Here is a 24,945-nt window from a genome sequence, read left to right on the forward strand (position 1 = left end):
GCCCCCGTCTGATAGTTACGCCTCGCTGGCGCGCTTTTCGCCCTCAATGGCGGCCTGTGCGGCAGCCAGGCGGGCGATGGGGACGCGGTAGGGGGAGCAGGAGACGTAATCCAGCCCTACCTTTTCACAGAAATAGACCGATGACGGGTCGCCGCCATGTTCGCCGCAGATGCCCAGCTTGATGTCAGGCCTGGTCTTACGGCCGCGCTCGGCGGCGATCTGCACCAGTTCGCCCACACCTTCGGTATCGAGCGTCACGAACGGGTCATGCTCCAGAATGCCGGCCCGCTGATAATCTGGCAGGAAGGCGCCGGCATCGTCGCGGCTGATGCCAAACGTGGTCTGGGTCAGGTCGTTGGTGCCGAAGCTGAAGAAACCGGCGGTTTCGGCGATCTTGCCGGCCTGCAGCGCGGCACGCGGCAGTTCGATCATGGTGCCGACCAGATAATCAACCTTGTGGCCTGATGCCGCGATGACTTCCGCCCCGACGCGGTCGATCACGGCCTTCAGGATGTCCAGCTCCTTCTTGGTGCCGACCAGGGGGATCATGATCTCGGGGATCACGGTCTCGCCCGTCTCCTTGAAGACTTCCACCGCCGCCTCAAAAATGGCGCGGGCCTGCATCTCATAAATCTCGGGGTAGGAGATGCCCAGGCGGCAGCCACGATGGCCCAGCATCGGGTTGGCTTCGTGCAGCTGCAAGGACCGGTGCTGCACCTTCTGAAGGTCGGTGCCGGCGGCCTTGGCCACCTCCACCATCTCCGCTTCCGAATTCGGCAGGAATTCATGCAGCGGCGGGTCCAGCAGGCGGATCGTGACGGGCAGGCCCTTCATGATCTTGAACAGCTCGACAAAATCCTTGCGCTGCATGGGTGCGATCTTGGCCAGCGCGGTGCGGCGGCCCGCCTCGCTTTCGGCCAGGATCATCTCCCGCACCGCGATAATGCGGTCGGCATCGAAGAACATATGCTCGGTGCGGCACAGGCCGATGCCTTCGGCCCCGAACTTGCGCGCGGTACGGGCGTCCAGCGGGGTTTCGGCGTTGGTGCGCACCTTCATGCGGCGATGGGCATCGGCCCAGCCCATCAGCTCGGCAAAGTCGCCCGACAGTTCCGGCTGAATGGTCGGCACTTCGCCCAGCATGACTTCACCGGTGGAACCATCAATGGTGATGATGTCGCCGGCCCGCACCTCGACATTGCGGACGGTGATGATGCCGCGCTTGTAATCGATGCGCAGTTCACCGGCACCGGCCACGCAGGACCGGCCCATGCCACGGGCCACCACCGCCGCGTGGCTGGTCATGCCGCCACGCGTGGTCAGGATGCCCTTGGCGGCGTGCATGCCGTGAATGTCTTCCGGGCTGGTTTCCACACGGCAGAGGATGACATTCTCACCCAATCCCGCCTGCTTCTCAGCCTCTTCCGCCGTGAAGACGACCTTGCCGCTGGCGGCACCGGGGCTGGCCGGCAGGCCCTTGGCGATGATCTGCTTGGCCGCCTTGGGGTCCAGCGTCGGGTGCAGCAGCTGATCCAGCGACTTCGGCTCGATCCGCAGGATACCTTCCTTCTGGCTGATCAATCCCTCGCGGACCATGTCGACCGCGATCTTGAGGGCCGCCGGGGCCGTGCGCTTGCCCGACCGGGTTTGCAGCATATAGAGCTTGGACTGCTGGACCGTGAATTCGATGTCCTGCATGTCGCGGTAATGCCGTTCCAGCTTCAGGCGCACGGCGTTCAGCTGTTCGAACACTTCCGGCATGCTTTCTTCCATGGCCGGCAGGTCAGAACCGTTGGCGATCTTGCCGGCGATGGTCAGGTGCTGTGGCGTGCGGATGCCGGCCACCACATCCTCACCCTGGGCATTGATCAGGTATTCGCCATAAAACGCGTTCTCGCCCGTGGACGGGTTGCGGGTGAAGGCCACGCCGGTGGCGCAGTCCCCACCCATATTGCCGAACACCATGGCCTGGATGTTCACCGCCGTGCCCCATTCGGCCGGGATGTCATGCAGCTTGCGATAGGTGATGGCGCGGGCATTCATCCAGGAGCCGAACACCGCACCGATGGCGCCCCACAGCTGTTCCTGCGGGTCCTGCGGGAAGGGGCGGCCCAGGGCCTCCTGCACCACTTCCTTATAGCCCTTGATCACTTCCTGCCAGTCTTCGGCGGTCAGCTCGGTATCCAGGTTCAGGTCGTGGCCACGCTTGTGATCTTCCAGCACTTCTTCGAAATGATGGTGATCCACATCCAGCACGACATTGCCGAACATCTGGATGAAACGGCGATAGCTGTCATAGGCGAAGCGGGCATCGCCGGACCGGCGGGCCAGACCCGCCACCGTCACATCATTCAGGCCCAGGTTCAGGACGGTGTCCATCATGCCCGGCATCGACGCGCGGGCACCGGAGCGGACGGAAACCAGCAGCGGGTTTTCCGCATCGCCGAACTTCATGCCCACGATCCGCTCGATCTCCGTCAGGGCGGCGCCGACCTCGGCGCGCAGGCTGTCGGGATACTGGCGGCCATTGGCATAAAAGTAGGTGCAGACCTCCGTCGTGACCGTAAAGCCAGGGGGCACCGGCAGGCCGAGATTGCTCATCTCCGCCAGGTTGGCGCCCTTGCCGCCCAGGAGGTTCTTCATCTCCGCGCGACCTTCGGCCTTGCCTTCACCGAAGCTGTAGACCCACTTCGTCATGATCTTGGTCCCGTTTGATTATGGGGTTGGACTGGTGGTGACGTGGTGAAACACCATGCAACACAATTGTTGGTGTTGTTGCACGGGGATACGGGCGTTGGCCCGATGGGGGGTATGGATTGGGGGTGGGCGCGCAGGCCCTCACCCTCCCGTCGGCGGGCGCCGACGGGCCCGTCCCTCTCCCACTGGCGTGGGCGAGGGGCGGAATTTTGATGTGATGGCACCGCAAGGCGCCCCTCGCCCGCTTGCGGGAGAGGGAGGGGCCCGCCGCGAAGCGGTGGAAGGGTGAGGGAGCGACGGCCCCCAACCACTACCAAACTACCGCACTGCAACAAGGATAACGTAATTCCACTACCTTCACCGCCGCACCCCGCCCGCCGTAGAGGGCGGGGGGTGCGGGGGCGGTGGATCATGGGGTCAGCCTTCGATCTTCGAGAAGTCGGCGATTTCAGAGAAAAGCGCACGCAGTGCCGCATAAAGCCGAAGACGGTTCTCGCGAACATCAGCTTCGGGTGCGTTCACCATTACATTGTTCGCAAACTGGTCAACCGGGCCACGAAGAGCGGCCAAGGCAACCATGGCCTCTTCGAAGCGCTCGTTCGAAATCAGTGTTGGGATGGTTGAATTAGCCGTACCCAGTGCGTCATAAAATTCGATCTCAGCCGGTTCGCCCCGCCGCTCCGGCGTGCCACTGACGGTACGGTCTTCCTTGCCTTCCTCCTTAAAAAGAAGGTTGATCCCGCGTCGGTATGTGCCAAGGAGATTGCCGCCGTCTGGAGAAGCAAGGAAGCTTGAAAGCGCCTTGACCTTGTCGATCAACAGCGTCAGGTCAGTTACTCGACCATTGTTTTCACGAACTGCCCGAATAACGTCAGCTCGGATGCCTTGCTCCCGAAGAGCCACTTCCAGTCGGCCATAGAAGAAGAAGACCAATTCGCCGACAGTGGCATCGGTGGCCCCGGCAGCTTTGAAAATTGCTGCCAAATCGACTCTGAGGTTGTTCTCAAGAATCAGACGGATCACACCGAGCGCTGCACGGCGGAGACCAAACGGGTCGCGGCTACCGGTCGGGAGTTCTTCAATCCCAAAAAACTGAACCAGCGTGTCGATCTTCTCGGCCAGCGCCACGGCCACCGACACCTTGTCGGTCGGCACCCGGTCGGACGGTCCCAGCGGCTTATAATGGTCGGCGATTGCCTCGGCCACGGGGGCGGGCAGCCCTTCGTGATAGGCGACGTAGCGGCCCATAATGCCCTGGACCTCGGGGAACTCGCCCACGACGCCCGTGGTCAGGTCGGACTTGGACAGGCGGGCGGCGAGCGCAGCCTGTTCCACCACCGTCGCGTCCCAGTTCAGGGCCTTGGCGATGGCCACCGACAGGGCCTCAATCCGCTCCACCCGCTGGGCCAGGGTGCCCAGCTTGGCATGGAAGGTGATGTCCTTCAGGCCCGGCACCCGGTCTTCCAGCTTCACCTTCAAATCCTGGTCCCAGAAGAACTTGGCGTCCGACAAGCGGGCGCGCAGGACGCGCTCGTTGCCCGCGATCACGGCCTTGCCGCCGTCGATGGTGGTGCGGTTGGCGACCACGACAAAGCGCGGGGCCAGCTTGCTGTCGGCGGTTTCGAGGGCGAAGTAGCGCTGATGCGTGCGCATGGAGGTGGTCAGCACCTCTGCCGGGACATCCATGAACTGATTGTCGATGGCACCGGTCAGGACGACGGGCCATTCCACCAGGCCCGCCACTTCCTCCAGCAGGCCGGGATCATCCTTCAGGATGAAACCTTCGGCTGCCGCCGCCTTCTGCGCACCGGCCAGGATCAGACGCTTGCGCTCCTCACGGTCCAGCACGACATGAGCGGCCAGCAGCTTGGCCTGATAATCGGCAAAGCCGGTGACGGTGAATTCACCGGGGGACAGGAAGCGGTGGCCCTGGGTCCGGTTGCCATAGGCGACGGTGACGGCCTTCACCTCTCCGGCCAGACAGACATTGCCGTCCGATTGTTCCGGTGCGGCCTCTGCCGTCGCCAGGGTCAGGGCGCCGGGGATCACGGCGCCGTCGAACAGGGCCAGGATGGAATGCAGCGGGCGGACCCACATGAAATCATTGGCGCCCCAGCGCATGGACTTGGGCCAGGGCAGTTCGCGGATGGCGGCATCGATGATGCCGGGCAGGGCGTCGATGGTGGCGCCGCCCTTCTTTTCGATCACCGCGAAATAGAACACACCCTTGCCGGTGTCGCGCTGTTCGGCCTGATCGATGCTGGACAGGCCGGCGGATTTCAGGAACCCGGCCAGCGCCTGTTCGGGGGAGCCGACGCGCGGCCCCTTCTTTTCCTCCCGCACATCGGCCTGCGCGGTCGGCAGACCATCAACCAGAAGGGCCAGACGGCGGGGGGTGGAATGGGCCTCGGCCTTGGTGAAGGCGATACCCGCCGCCGACAGCTTGTCCGTCACCAGACGCTTGAAATCATCGGCAGCGCGCACCTGCATGCGGGCCGGGATTTCTTCCATGAACAGTTCGATCAGCAGTTCGGCCATTTTGGTCACAAGCGTCCGGAGATTATCGTTCTGGTGTCGTAATGAGTGTGCTTAGGCGGCCTTGCCCTTACGGTAGCCGTCCGACAGCCATGCCTCGCAGCAGGCCTTGGCGAGCGTGCGCACCCGCAGGATATAGCTCTGTCGTTCCACCACCGAAATGACCCCGCGCGCGTCCAGCAGATTGAACAGGTGGCTGGCCTTGATGCACTGATCATAGGCCGGCAGGGCCAGACCATGGGACAGCAGGGCCGCGCACTCCTTCTCCGCGTTCTGGAAATGCTGCAACAACATCTCCGTGTTCGCATATTCAAAATTATGCGCGGAGTATTCCTGTTCGGCGCGGTGGAACACCTCGCCATACTTCACGGCCGGACGGTCGCCCACGGGATCGTTGAAGCGCAGGTCGTAAACGTTCTCCACGCCCTGGATATACATGGCCAGCCGTTCCAGACCATAGGTCAGCTCGGCCGCCACCTTCTCCACCCCGATGCCGCCCACCTGCTGGAAATAGGTGAATTGCGACACCTCCATGCCGTCGCACCAGACCTCCCAGCCCAGGCCCCAGGCGCCCAGGGTCGGGCTTTCCCAGTCATCCTCGACAAAGCGGATATCGTGCAGGGCCGGATCAACGCCCAATGCCACCAGGGACTGTAAATACAGGTCCTGGATGTTGGCCGGCGACGGCTTCATGATCACCTGGAACTGGTAATAATGCTGCAGGCGGTTGGGGTTTTCGCCATAGCGGCCATCCTTGGGACGGCGCGAGGGCTGCACGTAAGCGGCATTCCAGTTGTCGGGACCCAGCGCCCGCAAGGTGGTGGCCGGGTGGAAGGTACCCGCACCCACTTCCATGTCGTAAGGCTGCAGCACAAGGCAGCCTTGCGCTGCCCAGAAATTCTGCAGGGTCAGGATAACGCCCTGGAAGGAGAGGGGTTCTTTCGCCGCCATGGTCCCGATACTTCACACGCTTGTTACACTGCATTGCACCTTAGAGGGCGCCAAGGGCCAAATCAAGGCAACGACCTGACTACGTTCTGTGCGGGGAACGCAGGGCTGAAGGTTGGTTTATTGCGCGGGGGCGCTGTATCACCCCACGGACAGATACCGCGCCGAATGCAGGTCCAGCGGGTTGTCGACCCAGCCTTTCAGCTTCGGGCTGATCAGGCGGCGGCTGGCCTGGCGCATGACGGGGATCATGGGCATGTCGGCCATGGCGATCTTTTCCGCCACGGCCAGTTTGGCGCGGAAATCATCCAGGGTCAGGGCCTGATCCACATCCTCCATCGCCCGGTCCAGGGCGGGGTTGATATAGCCGGGGCCAACGGTATTGGCGCGTGAGCGCAGCAGGTTCAGATATTCGGTGACCAGCCCCACGGCCCAGGTGATGCGGACAATATCCGGATAGGTATGTTCCTTCATCCGGCTGACCACGATCTTGAATTCCTGATTTGACAGGGTGGTCTTCACGCCCAAGGTCTGCTGCCACATGGCGGCGACGGCGACGGCCACCTGCCGGTTCAACTCGTTGGTATTGTAAAGCAGTTCCAGCGACAGCGGCTTGTCCGGCCCGTAACCGGCCTTGGCGAACAGGGCCTTGGCGCGCGCGATGCGTTCGGCAGGGGGCAGATCGGCCCAGTCCGGCTTGGGCGGGGTATAGCCCACCAGCCCCTCCGGCGTCATGGCATAGGCCGGCAATTCGCCACCCTTGGTAATCTTCTCCACAATCACCTTGCGATCGATGGCCATGGACAGGGCCACGCACAGGTCGGGATTATCCTTCCACGGCGCCTTGGTCAGGTTGGGGATCAGGAAGAAGGTGCTGGCGCGGTAGGCCAGACGCAGACTGTCGGCCAGATTGGCGCGGGCCCAGTCCAGCTGGGTCGGCGGCACTTCCTTGGTGGCCAGCAATTCGCCAGCGCGGAACCGTTTCAGCTCCGTCTGCAAATCCTCCGTCACATGGTACTTGGCGCCCGCCACCGCGATGGATTTCGCCCCGTGATAATGCGGGTTCACAGCCAGGGTATAATGGCTCTGCGGTACGGCGCCTGTCAGCATGAAGGGACCATTGCCGATCAGCTTTCCCGGCTGCGCAAAGCTGTCGCCATGCTGTGCCACCGAGGCGCGGTGCAGGGGGGAGAGGATCCAGTAGGCGGTATAGACGGTCAGGTCGGGCTTTGGATGTTCCAGCGTGACCTTCAAGGTGCGGTCATTCACCGCCTCCACGCCCAGGCTGGCCGGGTCCTTGCCGGTTTGCAGGATGGGCAGCGCATTCTTGATGGGGGCGATCCATTCCGGCAGGCCCAGAAGCGTGGTGGGCGTCACGGCCCGGCGCCAGGCAAAGACGAAATCGGCCGCCGTCACGGCACTGCCGTCCGACCATTTGGCATCACCGCGCAGATAGAAGGTCCAGGTCAGACCATCGGCGCTGGTTTCCCAGCGTTCCGCCACGCCGGGGATGATGGCGCCATCGGCGGCAAAGCTGGTCAGACCCTCCCACAGCTCGATAAACAACTGTCCGGCCACGATGGTGGTGGATTTATGCGGGTCCAGCGTGTCCACATCCGGGCCCAGGCCGATATCGACCACGGGCTTGCCCTGCGCCAGGACGGGGGACGAGGGGACGAGAAAGGGCAGGGCAGCACCAGCCGCCAGAACGCCACGCCGGGTAATTCCACGCATGATCAAGCACTTGATCCTTATCCAATCCGCCAGGGGAGACTGGACCGTTGCGGCACCGCTGTCGAGGGCCTATAGCACCAACACACCCTTTTCCTGCCCCGGCGACGCCTTTGGCCCGCCATAAAGCGGGGTAAGGATAAAGCATCAGGCCGGGATCATCCGGCCCTTGTGGGAGCGGCGGCCCGACAGGAAAGGCCGCCGGTTTGGGGATGAAACGCTGGGTGGCCGCACTGGCCGGGTTGATGGTGATGGGTCAGGCCGGCACGGCCCTGGCCGGTTCGGTGACCCTGTTCTCCGAACCCTATTTCCGGGGCGACCGGATCACCATCCACGACAATATCGACTCGCTGGCCAAGCTGCCGCCGTGGAACGACCGCACCCGCTCCCTGATCGTGAATTCCGGCACCTGGGAAGTGTGCAAGGACAAGAAGTACGACCATTGCCGCACACTGATGGACGGCGCCCGCGTCGCCGATGTGGCGGAGGTGAAGAACCTGCGCGGCGGCGTCAGCTCCCTGCGCGAGGTTGGGCGGCGTAAGGATTGGGATGGCGGTCATTATGATGACTGGGGCCGCCCGCCGCCCCCGCCCTTGCCGCCCCCGCGTCGGCATGATGACGACATCATCTGGAATGGTGGTGGCGGTGGATACGGCGGTGGTTCCATCTCCAAGAAGCCGCAGAATAGCTGTCAGAGCGAGGTGGAGCGGGCCTTCATTCAGCGCTACGGCTATCGCGGTCGCAGCGAGTTCTCGGGCAACAGCATTGAGGGCACGATCTGGTGGGAAGGCGAGCCCTGGCAATATCGCTGTGCCGGTGGGCAGACGAATATCTGGCGGTAACAAGGGGCGGGGTTGCCCTCACCCTCCCGTCGGCTGACGCCGCCGGGCCACTCCCTCTCCCACCTTCGTGGGCGAGGGGTGAAACTTGGCCCCTCGCCCGCTTGGCGGGAGAGGGAGGGGCCCAAGCCCGTCAGGGCTTGGGAGGGTGAGGGAACCACGTTCCCATCAACATCACTTATACAGCGTCCCGTCCGGCGTGATGCCCGTGGGCTGTCCCACCAGGATGGTGGTCAGCCGGGCGGGGTCCAGCAGGCGGGCGGCCACCCGGCGAACGTCGGCCAGCGTGACGGCGTTCAGCAGGTCGTTGCGCTTGTTCAGGTAATCGATGCCCAGATTGTCCCGCTGCACCTGCAACAACAGGCCGGCGATGGCGCCATTGTTGGTGAATTGCAGGGGGAAGGAGCCGGTCAGATAGGTCTGGGCGTCGCGCAGTTCGGCCTCGGTGATGCCGTTCCTGGCGACATCGCCCCAGATCTGCTTGGTGACGCTGATCGCCTCTGCCGCCTTGTCATTGACGGTGGAGCCGCTGACCGTGACCAGATTGGCATGATCAAAGCTCTGCAGGCTGGAGCCGATGCCATAGGTCAGGCCGCGCTTTTCCCGCACCTCGTCCATCAGACGGGAGGAGAAGCCGCCGCCGCCCAGCGAATAGTTCAGGATGGTGGCCGCGTACCAGTCTGGGTCCGACCGGTCCATGCCGGCATGGGCCAGGATCATCACCGTCTGCGGGATGGGGCGGGGGACCAGGATGGTCTTGCCCGGCGCCGCCGCGCTGATATCGGCAACCGGCGTCAGGTCGGCCTTGGCCGGCAGGGCGCCGAACAGGCTGTCCAGCAGCGGGGCCAGTTCCGCACCCGTGATATCGCCCGACACGGCAACCTTCAGCCCTTCACGGGCCAGACGCGTGCTTGCGAAATTCACCAGATCGTCGCGGCTGATGGCGGCCAGGGTCTGGGGCGTGCCACGTTGTGGCCGTCCATAGGCATGGCCGGGGAACAAAGTCTCCCCGAACGCCATCTGGGCCCAGTAATTGGGATCGGCCTGCGACCGGCGCAGGCTGGTCTGCAACTGCCCCCGGATACGCTCCACGGCTTCGGTGTCAAAGCGCGGCTTGGTCAGGGCCAGACGCATCAGGTCGAAGGCCGTATCCTTGGTTTCGCGCAGGGTCGTCAACTGCCCCACGAAACCATCGCGCCCGGCGCTGAAGGATAGCTGGATGGAGTTCTCATCCAGCTTGCCCTGGAACGCCTGACTGTCCAGGTCACCGGCCCCTTCATCCATGGTGCTGGCCACCATGATGGCCAGACCCAGCTTGCCATTGGGATCGCGTTCGGTGCCGCCGGCAAAGGCGAACTGCATGGCGATGATGGGGTTCTTGGTGTCACGCACCAGCCAGGCCTCGATCCCGCCGGGGCTGACCACCTTTTCGATATCGACGGCGGCGGCGGGCAGGCTGGTGAAGGCCAGGGCGAAGGCCGCGAGCAGCAGCAGGCCCGTGCGGCGGATCATCTTCATCACATCCATTATTTGGTCCCCCCCTTGGCCGGGGTGGTGGGTGCGGCTGGTGGTGCCGCCGGGGCGGCGGCCTGCGCCGGGGCAGGTGCTGCGGCGGGCAACAGGATGCCGGTGACATGGTTGTCCTGCCCCAGCACCAGCTTGGCGGCCTGCTCCACCTGTTCGCGGGTGACGGCGGCGATACGGTCGGGCCAAGCCTCCACATCCTCAACCGTCTGCCCGGTGGTCAGCGCCACGCCGAACGCGTAAGCCGGGCCTTGAAGGCTGTCGCGGGCGAAGACGGCGTCGCGGCGCAGGCGCACCTTGGCCGATGCCACCTCCGCATCCGTCACGCCGCCCGACAGCAGCTTTGCCAGTTCCGCATCCAGCGCCTTTTCCACGGCGGCCACATCCTGCCCCGGTGCCGGCGTGGCGGAGACGGACAGCGTGCCCAGGTCCAGCGCGTTGGGATTGTAGGACAGGTTCACACCCGCCGCGATCTTCTGCTCCACCACCAGCGACTTGTAGAGGCGTGAGGTGGCGCCATCGGCCAGGATGCTTTCCAGCACCTCCAGTGCCGAGGCGTACTGTTTTTCGCCGGCGCTGTAGCTGGGGGCCTTCCAGATGCGCATCCAGTTGGGCTGCCGCACCTGATCATCGGTCAGGGTGATGCGCCGCGCGCCTTCGGTTGGTGGCTCCGTCACGCGCACGCGCGCCGGAATGTCCTTGGACGGCTTGATCTTGCCATAGGTCTTCTCGGCCAGCGGCTTCAGTTCCGCCGCCGTTATGTCGCCCGCCACCACCAGGATGGCGTTGTTGGGCGCGTAGTGGCGCTTGTAGAAATCCAGCGCGTCCTGGGTGGTCAGCTTCTCGATCTCATGCATCCAGCCGATGATGGGCGTGCCATAGGGATGGTGGACGAACAGCAGGCTGTAGAGCTGTTCATAAAGCCGCGATGCCGGCTCATTCTCCGTCCGCTGGCGGCGTTCCTCCTGGATCACCTTGCGCTCCGGCACGACGATATCGTCCGTCAGGCGCAGATTGACCATGCGGTCGGCCTCCATCCCCATGACCAGTTCCAGCCGGTCGCGGGCGATATTCTCGAAATAGGCCGTGTAGTCATAGGCGGTGAAGGCATTGTCGCGCCCGCCATTGCGGGCCACGGTGCGGGAAAATTCCGACGGTTTCATCTTGGCCGTGCCCTTGAACATCAGATGTTCAAGATAATGGGCCAGACCGGATTTTCCCGGCTCCTCATCCGCCGAACCGACCTTGTACCAGACCATATGGCTGACCACCGGCGCGCGGGGGTTGTTCACCACCACCACCTGCATGCCGTTCTTCAGGGTAAAGGTCTCGGGATCGAAAACGCGGGCCGCGGCGGGAAACACCGCCAGCGCCGACAGGGCCACACCGGCCACCAGGGCGCGCCAGCGGCGTCGTTGCGTTACGGGACGTGCATCATGGGTCACGGGTAAAAAATCCTCCCGGCACAACAGGGCTGTTGGCCCGTACTGTGGCGCGGGGGATGCGGAAAGCCAATGGATTTAACGTGAACGAATTGTAATGTGGGCGCGTGTCGCATGCGGGCATAGGCCCTCATGCGACCTACGAAAATGCCGTAGGTCGCACAAGCGGCAGCGCATGCGACAAACCCCGATCCTTACGCCCGCTTGGCCCCGATATAGGCCACGTCGCTGCGCGTGGCTTCGAAATCGGTCAGCTCGATCGGGTATTCGCCGGTGAAGCAGGCGTCGCAATATTGCGGCATGTCGCCATCGCGCTTGGCATGGTTCAACGACTTGTACAGGCCATCCAGGCTGATGAAGGCCAGGCTGTCGGCATTGATATATTGGCGCATTTCTTCCACCGACATGCGGTGGGCCAGCAGCTTTTCCTTCTCCGGCGTGTCGATACCGTAGAAGCAGGGGTTGCTGGTCGGCGGGCTGGAAATGCGCATATGCACTTCCTTGGCGCCGGCATCGCGCATCATCTCCACGATCTTCACAGAGGTGGTGCCGCGCACGATGCTGTCATCGACCAGGATGATGCGCTTGCCCTCGATGAAGTGCCGGTTGGCATTGTGCTTCAGCTTCACGCCCAGGCGGCGGATCTTGTCCGTCGGCTGAATAAAGGTGCGGCCCACATAATGGTTGCGGATGATGCCCAGGTCGAAGGGGATGCCGCTTTTCTCCGCATAACCCAGGGCCGCCGGCACGCCCGAATCCGGCACAGGGATCACCAGATCGGCATCGATATGGCTTTCCACGGCCAGCTGCGCGCCGATCTTCTTGCGCACGCCGTAAACCGAATGGCCTTCCATGAAGCTGTCGGGGCGGGCGAAGTAGATATATTCGAAAATGCAGAATTTGGAGCCGGTCTGCTGGAACGGGCGCAGCGACTGCACCCCATTCTTGTCCAGCACCACCATTTCGCCGGGTTCGATATCGCGCACATAATCGGCACCGATAATGTCCAGCGCCACCGTTTCCGAGGCCAGGACATGGGTGTCACCCAGGCGGCCCAGCACCAGGGGGCGCACGCCATGCGGGTCGCGCACGCCGATCACCTGATCCTTGGCCATGCAGACCAGGGAATAGGCGCCTTCCACCTGACGCAGCGCATCGACCAGACGGTCGATGACGGAGCCGTTACGGCTGGTCGCCATCAGATGGATGATGGTTTCGGTGTCGGACGTTGACTGGAACAGGCAGCCACGGCGCACCAGTTGCCGGCGCAGCTGCATGGCGTTGGTCAGGTTGCCATTATGGGCCAGTGCGAAGCCGCCAAACTCAAACTCCGCGAACAGCGGCTGCACATTGCGCAGGGACCGGTCGCCCGTGGTGGCATAGCGGACATGGCCGATGGCGATGTCACCGGTCAGGTTGCGCATGACCGTTTCGCTGCCGAAAATGTCGCCGACCTGACCCATGGCGCGATGCTGCGGGAAGTCCTGGCCGTCAAAGCTGACGATGCCGGCTGCTTCCTGGCCGCGATGCTGCAACGCGTGCAGACCCAGCGCCACCAGTGCTGCCGCATCCTGGGGACCGTACACACCGAAGACGCCGCACTCCTCGCGCAGCTTGTCGTCGTCGAAGGGATGGGTCGTAAGCATGGGCTTCGCACCTTTCGCGGGGGAGATGGTGTCCGGTTGGGTCATGTTCATGCGCCGGGTCAGCGTTGGTCCCCATCGGGACGTCGATCCGGTTGGTTGGTTTGCGGCTGATCGGTGCTTTTAATCACCTGGTCAAGACGGCCAAGGTCATCGGCATTATAGCCGCGATCCTTTTCCGGCACAGCCGCGTTCCCCGCAGATGTGGGGCGCGGATTGGCAAGCCGTTCCAGGGTGCGCCGCGCATTCTCCGCCTCTTCCAGCCGGTTCTGCGCGCGCTGCGCCTCCCGCTGCGCCGGTGACAGGTCGGCATTGGGCAGGAAGCCTCTAAGGATATCGGCGCCGGTTTCCAGGAAGGGCTTAGCTTTCGCCTCCCGCAGCCAGACCGGCTGTTCGGGCCAGAGCCAGGCCGCGAACAGATAGGCCAGCGACACCAGAACCGCGCCGCGCACCACGCCGAACGCAAAACCCAGCGAGCGGTCGATGGCCGAAAGGCTGCTTTCCTGCACCTTGCCGGAAATGGTGCTGGTCACCACCGACAGCGCGATCAGTGACAGGGTGAACACACCCAGGATGGTGACGCCATCGGCCACATACTGGGTGCTGATATATTGGCGCGTATAGGGGGCGGCCAGCGGGAACAGCCATAAGGTGGCCAGGGCGGCGCCGATCCAGGCGGCAACCGACAGCACCTCGCGCACGAATCCGCGCGCGAACGCCATCAGGGCCGAAATCAGGAGGACCGTGACGACGGCGACGTCAACGGGGTTCAGGCTGCTGCCTTCCATGCGGCTCCCCTCAATCCCGGCCACGCGGCGGGCGCGGTGGCGCGTCCGCCTGGAACAATGGCAGCAGATCGGACAGATGGTCCAGTTCGATGCGCCGCAACCCCTCCGCCGAGCCATCGCCGCGCGACCGGCGCGGCTGTGGCATCAAGGCGCGGTTGAAGCCAAGTTTGGCGGCTTCCTTCAGCCGCTGATCGGTCTGGCTGACGGCGCGGATATCGCCCGACAGGCCGATTTCGCCAAACACCACGGCATCCGCCGGCACGGGTTCCCCCGTCAGTGAGCTGATCAGGGCGGCGGCAACGGCCAGATCGGCGGCGGGTTCTGAGATTTTCAGGCCGCCGGCCACCGACAGATAGACATCGTTGGCCCCGATGGCGACACCGCACCGTGCCTCCAGCACGGCCAGAACCATGGCCAGGCGCGAGGTATCCCAGCCCACCACGGCCCGGCGCGGCGTGCCCAGCGGCGACGGGGCAACCAGCGCCTGCACCTCGACCAGTACGGGCCGCGTCCCCTCAAGCCCCGCGAAGACGGCGGTGCCGGTAATGTCGCGGCGGCGGTCGGCCAGGAACAGCTCGGACGGGTTCGGCACTTCGACCAACCCATCCTCCCCCATCTCGAACACCCCGATCTCATCGGTGGCGCCGAAGCGGTTCTTGACGGCGCGCAGGATGCGGAACTGGTGCCCGCGCTCGCCCTCAAAATAGAGAACGGTGTCGACCATATGTTCCAGCACGCGGGGGCCGGCGATCTGCCCGTCCTTGGTCACGTGACCGACGATCAGCAGGGTGATGCCCTTGCGTTTGGCCACCCGGATCAGCTCCGCCGAACAGGCGCGGACCTGCGCCACCGTTCCCGGCGCGCTGTCCAGATTGTCGATATACATGGTCTGGATCGAATCGATCACCGCCACCTGCGGACCGTCGGCGGCTTCCAGGCTGGCCACGATATCGCGGACATTGTTGGCCGATGCCAGTTGCACGGGCGCGTTGGCCAGGCCCAAGCGGCTGGCGCGCATACGCACCTGATCCACGGCCTCTTCGCCGCTGATATAGGCACAGCGGGTGTCCTGGGCCAGGCAGCAGGTGGCCTGCAGCAGCAGGGTCGATTTGCCGATGCCGGGGTCGCCACCGACCAGCAGGGCAGAGCCATGGACAAGGCCGCCGCCGCAGACACGGTCAAATTCCTGGATGCCCGTCATGCGGCGGGGCGCGTCGGCCGGTACGCCCGACAGGGCCACGAATTCGATCTTGCGCCCGCCGCCGGCCTTGCCCAGCCCCTTGGGCATGGCGTCGGCCACCTGTTCTTCGACCAGGGTGTTCCATTCATTGCAGGCGTCGCACTTGCCCGACCATTTGGGATAGCTGGCGCCGCAATTCTGGCAGACATATTTGCTGGTGGCGCGGGCCAAGGTCTTGACAGCTCCCAGGGGTGGCGGACGCGGCCCCTATATAGACGCTGGAAGGGCCCATGGGGAGCCCTTCATAACACGAATGCAATATGCGCTGGATGCGTGCCGGACGGATTACGTCGATAGAGCGTGCTTCACGGTGCCCTGAACCACGCTCTCCCATTTCATTTCCTCAGTCGCCGGCGCTGCATCCGCAGCTTGGGCTTACGCGGCATGTGCCGCGCGGCGGCGGTCGCCGCCAGTGCTGTTTCCGGATCACCGGAAACAGCACTAGCCCACCCGGCGCGGATCGCGGGTGGGGGCTGTGATGATCGGTTCGCGCCGGCCAGTCGGGCCGGGGGCGGGACCGCCCAGGGTCGGTTCGCGGCGGACGCCACTACCGGCGGGCGGCGGGGGCGGGGCCGGGCGGCGGCCCTTGGCCTTTGCTGCCGGCTTCACCTGCCGGCGACCGCTGCCCCACCAGAAGCCAAGCATGCCGACCAGAAGCGCGCCGATGCCACCCATCAGGCCATAACGCACCCAGTCGGGCAGGCTGTCCGGGCTGAAGCCACCGGCCTCCTCCGGGTTTTCATGCGTCACTTCGGTTTCAACCGAGCTGCGTGGGGCGGCGTCGGGCTGGGCATTGCTGCTGCTGACGGGGGCGGCGGGGCTGGCGGACGGGGCGGGGGCGGCCGTCTGCGGCAATGCCGCCTGCTGCTGGTGCGTGGTCGCCGGCAGATCGCCGCCGCCGCGGGAGACGCCCAGGACCGTGCTTTCGGTGCCGGTGCCGCGATCAACAGAGGCGGCCACGGGGGCGGCCTGCGGCTTCACATCGGCTTCACGCAGGTTCACGGGCGCGCTGGCCTTGGCGCGGCTGGTCGGGTCGGCCAGATTGCCCACACCGGTCCGTTCGGGCCGGCCCCGCATCATGCTATCGATGGTGCCCTGGTCCAGGCGGCCTGTGGCCTTCAACCCGTTCTTCTTCTGATAGGCGGCGATGGCAGCGGCGGTGGCGCTGTCCATCTTGCCGCTGGCCCTTCCCTGGTAGAAACCCTGCTGATCCATGATCTGCTGCGCCCACTGGATGGTGGCGGCATTGGGTCCCTGATCCTGCGCGGTCGCAGCCGGAACCGCCGACAGCAGCAGCAGGGACAGCATTGCCATGCCGGCCTTGGAACGGTGGTGACGGGCGGGACGGATACGGACCGGCGCGGACAAGACGAACACCCCTGTGATAGACGGGACGGAAAAGGGCCACACTGTTGTTGCGGCGCATCATCAAGGGATGACACCGCCAATATCCGTTGGCAAGTGCGACAGGGGTGCGGTCGCATCATGGCAGATGCGGATGATGGACCGGCCCGCCGCCGCAGCCTATACATGGATATGGATCATGTCCTTTCGAAGGCCGAATTGACGCATTCCAGCAACGACAGGCTGTCTGCCGCAACTGTGCCCGACCTGGCCCCACCGCCCGACCTGATGCTGGCGGGTGGGGCGTGGCTGGCCATCATGGCGCTTCTGGATGCGCTGCTTCTGGGCATTGCCCCGTTCATGCTGGGCCTGCGCCTCCTGGGTCTGGCCTTGCTGATCCTGTGGTGGTGGCGGGGACCGCGCGCCCCGCGCTGGTTGCCGCCGCTCTGGCTGGTGGGCACCGTCACGGGTCAGGTGGCGGCGACATATTTCTGGGTTGATGCGGGTGTGGGGGCGACGGCCATGGCGGGTGGCACGCTGGCCGGGTTCCTGCTGCTGCCTGTGGCGGCACCGCTGCTGCGGGAGGTGTCGCATCCGCTGCCGCCGGCGGCAGCGCCGACCGCGCCCGCCGATGCGGCGGTGCCGATGCCTGTGCTGCGGCTGGCCGCCGACAGCCTGAACAGCCGCCTGAACGCCATGGCCCAGGAACTGGACGGGTTGACCAGCGGCCCGGTATCGCCGGCCCAGGCCATCCAACTGCGCCTGCTGCGGAACGAAGTGTCTGGCATGCAGGCGCTGGTCCGGCAACGGCTGGGTGGCGGGGCGGTGGCGAAGGCGGAGCCGTTGCGCGCCATGGTGTCGCCGCCCCCCCCGGCCGCCCTCTCCGGTCCCGGCCCCTCACCCGTGCGCCCGGCAGGCGCCGCCAATGGCCGTTCCGCCATGGTGGTGGATGATGATGCCGTGGGCCGCACCCTGACGCGGTTGCTGCTGGAGCAGGCGGGGTACAGGGTGGAGGAGACGGACGATGCCAAGATGGCGCTGGAAATGGCGCTGATGGAGGGGCCGGACGTCGCCCTTGTCTCCGCCCGCATCGGCCAGCACAGCGGATTGGCCCTGGCATGGTGCATCCGGCGGGGTGGGGGGCCACCGGTTGTCCTGCTGCGCGGGCGGGCCGACCGGATCACCGACCGGCAGCGGCAGCGCAGCGGACTGGCCGCCATCCTGGGCAAGCCCGCAACCCCCGACACGCTGGCGGCGACACTGGACCCGCTGCTTGCACAGTATGCCCCGGTCATCGCGGTCGCGCCGCCCCCCCCTCCGCCACCGCCCCCCGTACCCGCCCGCCCCGTGGCCCCCGCGGATACGGGGCCGGTCCTGGACCTGGGCGTGCTGGAGGAACATCTGTCGATTCTGGGGGCCGAACGGGTGGCGCAGATCATCGACAGCTTCAGCCGCAACGCACCGGCCACATTGGCAGCCGTGGCGCAGGCGCTGGACCGTGGTGATGTGCCGGAGGTGGGCAAGGCCGCGCATAAGCTAGCCTCTGGTGCCTTGACCGTTGGGCTGGGCGTGCTGGCGCGGCTGGCCAAGCAGGCGGACAGTGCCGCCCGGAATGGCGATGGCGATACGGCCCTGGCGGCGGCACGGCAGTTCCCCGCCGCCTTCGCCGCCGGTCAAGCGGCCCTGGCCGGTTACCGCCGCGACCGGCTTACGGCTGCTGGTCCGTAATCTCGGCAGCCAGGCGGTAGCCCAGGCCCTTTTCGGTGATGATCACGTCCAGCGAGCCGCTATCCTGCATCTTGCGGCGCAAGCGGCTGACCAGCACGTCGATGGTGCGGTCATTGGGGTTGCGGTCGGTGCCGCTGACGGCGTCGATCAACTGATCACGCGTCACCACGCGCCCGCCAGACCGGACCAGCAGGCCCAGCAGCTCAAACTCGCCCCGCGTCACCCGCACCTCAATCCCCGCCGGATCGACCAGACGGCGGCGGGCCAGATCCATGGTCCAGCCGGCGAAATAGCGCACCGTGCCCTCGGCCTTGTGCATCTTGGTCGGATGCGTCCGGCGCAGCAGGTTGCGGGCACGGGCCAGCAGCTCACGCGGGTTGGGCGGCTTGGTCACATAATCATCGCCGCCCGTCTCCAACCCGAAGACGCGGTCGCCATCATTGGCGCGCTGGGTGACGATGATGATCCCGACATTGGAAATTTCGCGGATGGACCGGGCCAAGCTGAACCCATCCTCGTCCGGCAGCTCGATATCCAGCAGCACCAGATCAGGCGGCTGACGCAGCATGACCTCACGGGTCTGCTTGCCATCTTCCGCCTCGGCCACCAGGAAACCGGCCTCATGGAAATAGCCGGCCAGCAGGGCGCGCGTCGCCGGCTCGTCCTCGACGATCAGAACCAGTGGGGCATCGGCGATCTCGGACATCCGGAAGGGAACTCCATCCAGCGGGTGCGGGATGCCGGTGCGGAAACAGCGCCCGGCGCGGAACGTTCTTCCGGCTATAGCCCTTTTTCACAGAAAAATGAAGCCGTTGGGCGATGATCCCCCGCATGGGAGACCACCGCCCAACGGCGCGGTACGCGGACTGCTGTCTTAAAGTTGTATTTTTATTTAAGACGGAAACACCAGATTGTCGGCGTTGCCGCCACCCGTGCCGGGGTGCGGGGCTTGCGCCCCGGCGGGTCCTTTTACGCTCCCAGTTCCAGAAGCGAAGCATTGCCGCCGAAGGCCGTCGTATTGACGGTCAGCGTCTTTTCGGTGACGAAGCGGTGCAGATAGTGCGGGCCGCCGGCCTTGGGACCCGTGCCGGACAGGCCCTGGCCGCCGAACGGCTGCACGCCGACAACGGCACCCACCATGTTGCGGTTGATATAGGTGTTGCCGACAGGCAGCGTCTTGAACAGGTTCTGGGCGCGGCCTTCCAGGCGGCTATGCACACCGAAGGTCAGGCCATAGCCGGTGGCCGCAATCTCCGCCGCCACCTTGTCCAGCTCCGACGCCTTGAAGCGCACGATATGCAGGATGGGGCCGAACACCTCGCGCTTCAGGCGCGACAGGCTGTCGATCTCATACAAGCGCGGGCCGAAGAAGGTGCCGTTCTGCACCGCGTCCGGCACACTCACGGCCTTGATCAGCCGCGCCTCGCCATCCATGCGGCTGGCATGCGCGATCAGGATGTCGCGGGCGTCATCATCAATGACGGGGCCGACATCGGTGGACACGTCGATGGGGTCGCCCAGACGGATCAGGTCCATGGCGCCGGCCAGCATGTCGGCCAGCTTGTCCGCCACCTCTTCCTGCGCGAACAGCACGCGCATGGCCGAACAACGCTGTCCCGCCGACTGGAACGCCGACGTGACGCAATCATCCACTACCTGTTCCAGCAGGGCCGTGCTGTCCACGATCATGCAGTTCTGACCGCCCGTTTCGGCAATCAGCGGCACGATGGCGCCGTCACGGTCGGCCAGGCTGCGGTTGATCAGGCGGGCGGTTTCGGTGGAACCGGTGAAGCAGACACCGGCGATGCGGGTATCGGCCACCAGGGCAGCACCCACCGTCGCGCCATCACCCGGCAGCAGGTGCAGCACATCGCCCGGCACACCGGCCTTGTGCAGCATGCGCACGGCTTCCGCCGCGATCAGGGGGGTCTGTTCGGCGGGCTTGGCAATGACGGCGTTGCCCGTCACCAGGGCCGCCACCACCTGACCCACGAAAATGGCCAGTGGGAAGTTCCACGGGCTGATGCAGGCAAAGATGCCGCGGCCCGTCAGGTGCAGCTCGTTGCGCTCCCCCGTAGGACCCGGTAGCAGGACGGGCTTCAGTCCCGTGCGCGCTTGGGCCGCGTAATAGCGGCAGAAATCCACGGCCTCGCGCACTTCCGCCACGGCGTCGGGCAGGGTCTTGCCCGCCTCGCGCACCAGCAGGGCCATCAGGGCCGGCGTGTCACTTTCCATCAGGTCGGCGGCACGGTCCAGGCAGGCGGCGCGGTGATCGGCGCCCACACGGTCCCAGTCCTTCTGCGCGGCGGCGGACAGGGACAGGGCGCGTTCCACCGCTGCCTTGTCGGCCAACACGACGGTACCCACGGTGCGGGCACGGTTGGCCGGGTCGGTCACGGGCTGGGCCGGGCCGGACAGTTCAACCCCGCCCACGATGGGGCCAGCGGTCCAGTTGCGGGCCAGGGAAGCCTGCATCTGCGTCGTCAGTTCGGCCACCTTCTCCGGGGCCGTCAGGTCGAAGCCCTTGGAATTGGCACGCTCGGCACCATAAATGTCGGCGGGCGTGGGGATGCGCGGATGACGCAGCATGCCTTCTTTCTCCAGAAAAGCGGCCGGGTCGGCAACCACGTCACTGACGGGCACGTCCGGGTCCATATAGGCGTTGACGAAATTGCTGTTCGCACCGTTTTCCAGCAGACGGCGTACCAAATAGGGCAGCAGATCCTCATGGGTACCCACGGGCGCATAAATACGCACACGCGGGAACGCGGGCAGGACCTCGCGCGCCGCCGTATACAGCAGCTCGCCCATGCCGTGCAGTCGCTGGAACTCCAGATCGCGGTTATCGCCGGCCAGATGCAGGATGGCCGCGATGGTATAGGCATTGTGGGTGGCAAACTGCGGATAGATCGCGTCCTTGGCCGCCAGCATCTTGCGCGCACAGACCAGATAGGACAGGTCCGTCGCCGCCTTGCGCGTGAAGACCGGATAATCCGGGTGGCTGGCGATCTGGGACATCTTGATCTCTGTGTCCCAATAGGCGCCCTTCACCAGACGCACCATCAGGCGGCGACCGGCGGCCCGCGCCAGATCAACCAGCCAGTCGACCAATAGATGTGTGCGCTTGGAATAGGCCTGGATGGCCAGACCCAGCCCGTTCCACCCGGCCAGATCGGGGTCATGGGCCAGGGCCGCCAGGATATCCTGCGACAGTTCCAGGCGGTCTGCCTCTTCGGCATCGATGGTCAGGTTGATGTCCCAGCGCTTGGCCTGCAAGGCCAGCCCCTTCACGGCGGGCACAAGACGGGCCATGACATCGGCATGCTGTGCCTGGACATAGCGCGGGTGCAGGGCCGACAGCTTGATCGACACGCCCGGCGCGGCCACGGGGCCACGGCCCGCCGCTTCTGCCCCCACGGCGTCGATGGCCTTTACATAGGCATCCAGATAGCGGCTCGCCTGTTCCCAGGTGCGGGCCCCTTCGCCCAGCATGTCATAGGAATGGACGGTGCCGCTGGGCCGGGCCTTGCGCGCCTCCGCCATGGCTTCCTTAATGGTGCGGCCCAGCACGAAGTGGCCGCCCATGACGCGCATGGCCTGGCCCATGGCGGTACGGATCACGCTTTCGCCCGACCGCGCCACCATGCGCTTCAGGAAATTGCCGGCATCTCGCTCGCCACCGCGCTCCAGATCGGTGATCTTGCCCGTCAGCATCAGGCCCCAGGCGGCGGCATTCACAAAGGCGCTGTCGCTGCGGCCCAGATGCGCATCCCATTGGCCCTGCGCGATTTTCTCGGCGATCAGACGGTCTGCCGTCTCCGGGTCGGCAATGCGCAGCAGGCATTCGGCAATGCACATCAGGGCAATGCCCTCATTATTCGACAGGCCGAATTCCTGCAGGAAATTATCCAGCGGCCCCAGTTCGCGCCGGCGCAGGCGCGCCGCCTCCACAATCGCCACCGCCCGGTCATGGATGCCCGTCCGCTCCGCCGCGGTCAGCCCATGGCTGCGCAGCAGGCCGGTGACGACAGTGACCTCATCGGCATGCTTGGCCTTGCGCAGGTCATTCAGAACGGTGCCGGACATCGCCGTAACTCCGAGAAACGCTGGTGTTTTGAATTGCTCGGAGTATGGCAAATTCTTTGGACGATTTTTCTCCAAAGAAAGGGTTTTTGCAGGATATCATCTGGTGAGAATTCGGTTTTGCCAGAGGATATAATGAGTGCCGATTCCGCAGCTGCGAAGCTGGACCGCATCGACCAGAACATCCTGCGCATCCTGCAGGAGGATGGGCGCATTTCCAATGTGGAGCTGGCGCGGCGGGTGAACCTATCGCCCACGCCGTGTCTGGAGCGGGTGCGCCGGCTGGAACGCGACGGCTTCATTCGCCAATATGTGGCCCTGCTGGACCCGGAATTGCTGGACCGCTCCCTGGCGGCCTTCATCGAGGTGCGCCTGGACCGCACCACCCCCGATGTCTTCCAAATCTTCGCCGACGCTGTCCGCCGGTTGGACGAAATCCAGGAGGCCCATATGGTGGCCGGCGGCTTCGACTATCTGATCAAAGTCCGCGTCGCCGACATGGCCGCCTACCGCGCCTTCCTGGGCGACAAACTCTCCTCCATCCAGGGGGTGGCCCAGACCCATACCTATATGGTGATGGAGGAGGTGAAGAACACGCATGTGGTGCCGGTGCCGGGGCGGTAGGGGCGTTGTGTGGTGAGAGGCGACGTCCGGTGGAGCGCTGCTTTCTCGGACGGCAGAGATTGGGGCCGGAAGGAGATCGGCGGGTTTTCGCTCACGTCGCGGGGAAAGCGGCTATTTCTGGTGATCCGTCAAACGTCGGTTTGATGGACAGGGCCGACTATCCAAAATGCGATTGGCATTCAGTTGCCTGGGCAGGCTGCTGGGTTCGTCAAGGGGGATCGAGAAGGACCGGTATACGTTGGACGCCATTGGATCAATCTGTTTCGGGCAACCCACGTCTAATTGTGAAGGCCTTGAAGGATCGCAGCTCCCAAGGCGCTCGACCCGGTGGCCAATTCCTGGTGGGCTGACCGAACCTTGCCCGGCGATCTATATAGTCCTCCGCAGTGCACCCACCCTTTCGACGATTACAATGACTGCAGCTCAGGGTTATATTTGAGGGCGTGTTTGCCCCTCCGTCGCAGATCGGGGTCATGTGATCCCACTCTTCTTTTCCCTCCGGGACCGCTTGATCGCAATAGGCGCAGCGCCCACCACAGCTACGTCGAATAAACTTCTTTTTCCAATGTGCCATCCCCTCGCCCGGTGCGTCGGCAATGCGCCGCCGCCGCAGGGCCTGCTGATCTTTTACCTTATCGGGGTTGCGCTTTTGCCAGGAACGGACAGCTTCGGCATCACAAGTCCTGCACACATTTCGCCAGCGGCCATCTTTCCGATGGCCGAAAAACGCGTCCTCGCGTGACTTGGTCCATTGGCATCGGGGGCATTTAGCATAGGAATCGCCTCCGAAGAGCACCTTCAGCAGAAGGGCCATCCTGGGAGACTTCGTCTCCCGAATGCGGCGTAGTTGCCTGCTTCTGGAGGGATGTTTCACCATTCTGGTGGCCCTAGCGAAGAAGGAGCTATCACGACATTCACGCCACCGATCTAAATCCTGGCTGACGTATGCGGAAAGCCCCTCGGAAAAGATCTCCTTCTCGATGGGCTTAGTTTCCATGGTCTCAAGGAGTTCATCCACGGTATGCTCGTGCTCCCGGATTGATTCTTTCAGGGCTTCCAGTTTTTGCCTTTCGTTCGGCGTGAGGAAATCAATCACTGTTGCCACGGGGAACCTCTGCAGGGCGTCAGAATGTCAACCGTCAGAATACCTTAGGTAAAACTATCAGTCACCGGTGTAGCATCGCGTCTACACAGAAGGTGGATTTCCGAAGTTCACGCTGTGGCGGTCATGTATCAAGCCAACGGTTGCTGAACGTGCTGACGCCCGTCCATCAAACGGTCCTTTGGCGGTCAAGACGTGGTGGTCCGGAAATTGGCGTCCGCAATGGCAATCCGGACAAATTGTTTGTCGGACGGATTTCCGGACAGAACGTTCGGCGAAATGTCCGCTGACGAGACGTTCGCCAGAGTGCCCGAACGACCACAAGGAAGCGCAAAGCCGTCCCCCCACCTTGACCCACTCCACCCCGGTCTATATCATGATCTCTACCACCTACTAGCCGGGGAGACGATCATGAGCCAGACAGCGAAGCTGTTTACCAATGGGCGCAGCCAGGCGGTGCGGTTGCCGGCGGCGTTTCGGTTTGAGGCGAAGGAAGTGTTTATCCGGCAGGACCCCGTCACGGGGGATGTGATCCTGTCGCGCAAGCCGGCGGATTGGGCGGGGTTTCTGGCCGCCCTGAAGGGTGTCGATATCCCGGATGATTTTCTGGCACCGGGGGAGCGCCAGCAAAAGCATCAGGACCGTGACCCGTTCGTGGGGCTGGACGATTGAACCGC

General features: G+C 64.5%; 17 protein-coding genes. 4 read left to right on the top strand and 13 right to left on the bottom strand.

Annotated features, from left to right (window positions below; translation table 11 throughout):
* Positions 1–15: 15 nt before the first annotated feature.
* From ppdK to ACT6Q8_RS14540, 4 genes are all read right to left on the bottom strand, one after another.
* Positions 16–2,697 carry a pyruvate, phosphate dikinase gene (ppdK, locus tag ACT6Q8_RS14525; protein ID WP_444733381.1) on the bottom strand — a complete coding sequence of 894 codons (2,682 nt, stop codon included), beginning with the start codon at positions 2,695–2,697 and terminating at the stop codon, positions 16–18.
* Between the two features lie 417 nt (positions 2,698–3,114).
* Positions 3,115–5,235 (bottom strand): glycine--tRNA ligase subunit beta, encoded by a 2,121-nt coding sequence (glyS, locus tag ACT6Q8_RS14530; RefSeq protein ID WP_444733382.1) that lies wholly within the window; start codon positions 5,233–5,235, stop codon positions 3,115–3,117.
* 51 nt (positions 5,236–5,286) lie between these two features.
* A complete protein-coding gene (locus ACT6Q8_RS14535; RefSeq protein WP_444733383.1) occupies positions 5,287–6,183 on the bottom strand; it encodes a glycine--tRNA ligase subunit alpha in 897 nt (298 codons plus the stop codon).
* 138 nt (positions 6,184–6,321) lie between these two features.
* The gene (locus tag ACT6Q8_RS14540; RefSeq protein WP_444733454.1) at positions 6,322–7,914 is read right to left on the bottom strand and encodes a peptide ABC transporter substrate-binding protein; all 1,593 of its coding nucleotides are present in this window, start codon (positions 7,912–7,914) and stop codon (positions 6,322–6,324) included.
* A 209-nt stretch (positions 7,915–8,123) separates the two neighbouring features.
* On the opposite strand from ACT6Q8_RS14540, the gene ACT6Q8_RS14545 reads away from it, so the two are divergent.
* Entirely contained in the window at positions 8,124–8,753 is a 630-nt protein-coding gene (locus tag ACT6Q8_RS14545; RefSeq protein WP_444733384.1) for a beta/gamma crystallin-related protein, read from the top strand.
* Positions 8,754–8,924: 171 nt separating this feature from the next.
* Here the strand turns inward: ACT6Q8_RS14545 and ACT6Q8_RS14550 are convergent, their stop codons facing one another.
* From ACT6Q8_RS14550 to ACT6Q8_RS14575, 6 genes are all read right to left on the bottom strand, one after another.
* Positions 8,925–10,277, bottom strand: coding sequence for a M16 family metallopeptidase (locus ACT6Q8_RS14550; protein WP_444739395.1), 1,353 nt, complete (start codon positions 10,275–10,277; stop codon positions 8,925–8,927).
* On the bottom strand, positions 10,277–11,719 hold the full coding sequence (locus ACT6Q8_RS14555) for a M16 family metallopeptidase (protein ID WP_444733386.1): 1,443 nt from the start codon (positions 11,717–11,719) through the stop codon (positions 10,277–10,279). The genes ACT6Q8_RS14550 and ACT6Q8_RS14555 overlap by 1 nt, the downstream gene beginning before the upstream one ends.
* A gap of 191 nt (positions 11,720–11,910) precedes the next feature.
* Positions 11,911–13,362, bottom strand: a complete 1,452-nt coding sequence (purF, locus tag ACT6Q8_RS14560; protein ID WP_054168922.1) for an amidophosphoribosyltransferase — start codon at positions 13,360–13,362, stop codon at positions 11,911–11,913.
* A gap of 59 nt (positions 13,363–13,421) precedes the next feature.
* Positions 13,422–14,147, bottom strand: a complete 726-nt coding sequence (locus tag ACT6Q8_RS14565; RefSeq protein WP_054168899.1) for a CvpA family protein — start codon at positions 14,145–14,147, stop codon at positions 13,422–13,424.
* 10 nt (positions 14,148–14,157) lie between these two features.
* Positions 14,158–15,558 (bottom strand): DNA repair protein RadA, encoded by a 1,401-nt coding sequence (gene radA / locus ACT6Q8_RS14570; protein WP_444733387.1) that lies wholly within the window; start codon positions 15,556–15,558, stop codon positions 14,158–14,160.
* Positions 15,559–15,828: 270 nt separating this feature from the next.
* A complete protein-coding gene (locus ACT6Q8_RS14575) occupies positions 15,829–16,755 on the bottom strand; it encodes a peptidoglycan-binding domain-containing protein (protein WP_444733388.1) in 927 nt (308 codons plus the stop codon).
* Positions 16,756–16,872: 117 nt separating this feature from the next.
* Here ACT6Q8_RS14575 and ACT6Q8_RS14580 point away from each other — a divergent pair, with 117 nt between their 5' ends.
* Positions 16,873–18,459 (top strand): response regulator, encoded by a 1,587-nt coding sequence (locus ACT6Q8_RS14580; protein WP_054168902.1) that lies wholly within the window; start codon positions 16,873–16,875, stop codon positions 18,457–18,459.
* On the opposite strand, the gene ACT6Q8_RS14585 is transcribed toward ACT6Q8_RS14580, so the two are convergent.
* Together ACT6Q8_RS14585 and putA are read right to left on the bottom strand one after the other, a co-directional pair.
* The gene (locus ACT6Q8_RS14585) at positions 18,440–19,165 is read right to left on the bottom strand and encodes a response regulator transcription factor (protein WP_054168903.1); all 726 of its coding nucleotides are present in this window, start codon (positions 19,163–19,165) and stop codon (positions 18,440–18,442) included. The two genes, ACT6Q8_RS14580 and ACT6Q8_RS14585, sit on opposite strands and share 20 nt — an antisense overlap.
* Positions 19,166–19,428: 263 nt before the next feature.
* Positions 19,429–22,545, bottom strand: coding sequence for a bifunctional proline dehydrogenase/L-glutamate gamma-semialdehyde dehydrogenase PutA (gene putA, locus ACT6Q8_RS14590; RefSeq protein WP_444733389.1), 3,117 nt, complete (start codon positions 22,543–22,545; stop codon positions 19,429–19,431).
* 132 nt (positions 22,546–22,677) lie between these two features.
* On the opposite strand from putA, the gene ACT6Q8_RS14595 reads away from it, so the two are divergent.
* Complete coding sequence (locus ACT6Q8_RS14595; RefSeq protein ID WP_444733390.1) at positions 22,678–23,166, top strand: Lrp/AsnC ligand binding domain-containing protein; 489 nt, start codon at positions 22,678–22,680, stop codon at positions 23,164–23,166.
* A 253-nt stretch (positions 23,167–23,419) separates the two neighbouring features.
* Here ACT6Q8_RS14595 and ACT6Q8_RS14600 read toward each other — a convergent pair whose 3' ends face one another.
* Positions 23,420–24,163, bottom strand: a complete 744-nt coding sequence (locus ACT6Q8_RS14600; RefSeq protein ID WP_444733455.1) for an HNH endonuclease — start codon at positions 24,161–24,163, stop codon at positions 23,420–23,422.
* Positions 24,164–24,679: 516 nt separating this feature from the next.
* Here ACT6Q8_RS14600 and ACT6Q8_RS14605 point away from each other — a divergent pair.
* A complete protein-coding gene (locus ACT6Q8_RS14605; RefSeq protein ID WP_444733391.1) occupies positions 24,680–24,940 on the top strand; it encodes an antitoxin in 261 nt (86 codons plus the stop codon).
* Positions 24,941–24,945 lie beyond the last annotated feature (5 nt).

This window comes from Niveispirillum sp. (assembly GCF_052437035.1).
GTDB lineage: Bacteria > Pseudomonadota > Alphaproteobacteria > Azospirillales > Azospirillaceae > Niveispirillum.

What these genes read in the sequence shown, in the direction of transcription:
- ppdK (WP_444733381.1), bottom strand. Translation starts at nt 2,697, where the DNA reads ATGACGAAGTGGGTCTACAGCTTCGGTGAAGGCAAGGCCGAAGGTCGC.
- glyS (WP_444733382.1), bottom strand. Translation starts at nt 5,235, where the DNA reads ATGGCCGAACTGCTGATCGAACTGTTCATGGAAGAAATCCCGGCCCGC.
- ACT6Q8_RS14535 (WP_444733383.1), bottom strand. Translation starts at nt 6,183, where the DNA reads ATGGCGGCGAAAGAACCCCTCTCCTTCCAGGGCGTTATCCTGACCCTG.
- ACT6Q8_RS14540 (WP_444733454.1), bottom strand. Translation starts at nt 7,914, where the DNA reads ATGCGTGGAATTACCCGGCGTGGCGTTCTGGCGGCTGGTGCTGCCCTG.
- ACT6Q8_RS14545 (WP_444733384.1), top strand. Translation starts at nt 8,124, where the DNA reads ATGAAACGCTGGGTGGCCGCACTGGCCGGGTTGATGGTGATGGGTCAG.
- ACT6Q8_RS14550 (WP_444739395.1), bottom strand. Translation starts at nt 10,277, where the DNA reads ATGGATGTGATGAAGATGATCCGCCGCACGGGCCTGCTGCTGCTCGCG.
- purF (WP_054168922.1), bottom strand. Translation starts at nt 13,362, where the DNA reads ATGCTTACGACCCATCCCTTCGACGACGACAAGCTGCGCGAGGAGTGC.
- ACT6Q8_RS14565 (WP_054168899.1), bottom strand. Translation starts at nt 14,147, where the DNA reads ATGGAAGGCAGCAGCCTGAACCCCGTTGACGTCGCCGTCGTCACGGTC.
- ACT6Q8_RS14580 (WP_054168902.1), top strand. Translation starts at nt 16,873, where the DNA reads ATGGCAGATGCGGATGATGGACCGGCCCGCCGCCGCAGCCTATACATG.
- ACT6Q8_RS14585 (WP_054168903.1), bottom strand. Translation starts at nt 19,165, where the DNA reads ATGTCCGAGATCGCCGATGCCCCACTGGTTCTGATCGTCGAGGACGAG.
- putA (WP_444733389.1), bottom strand. Translation starts at nt 22,545, where the DNA reads ATGTCCGGCACCGTTCTGAATGACCTGCGCAAGGCCAAGCATGCCGAT.
- ACT6Q8_RS14595 (WP_444733390.1), top strand. Translation starts at nt 22,678, where the DNA reads ATGAGTGCCGATTCCGCAGCTGCGAAGCTGGACCGCATCGACCAGAAC.
- ACT6Q8_RS14600 (WP_444733455.1), bottom strand. Translation starts at nt 24,163, where the DNA reads ATGGAAACTAAGCCCATCGAGAAGGAGATCTTTTCCGAGGGGCTTTCC.
- ACT6Q8_RS14605 (WP_444733391.1), top strand. Translation starts at nt 24,680, where the DNA reads ATGAGCCAGACAGCGAAGCTGTTTACCAATGGGCGCAGCCAGGCGGTG.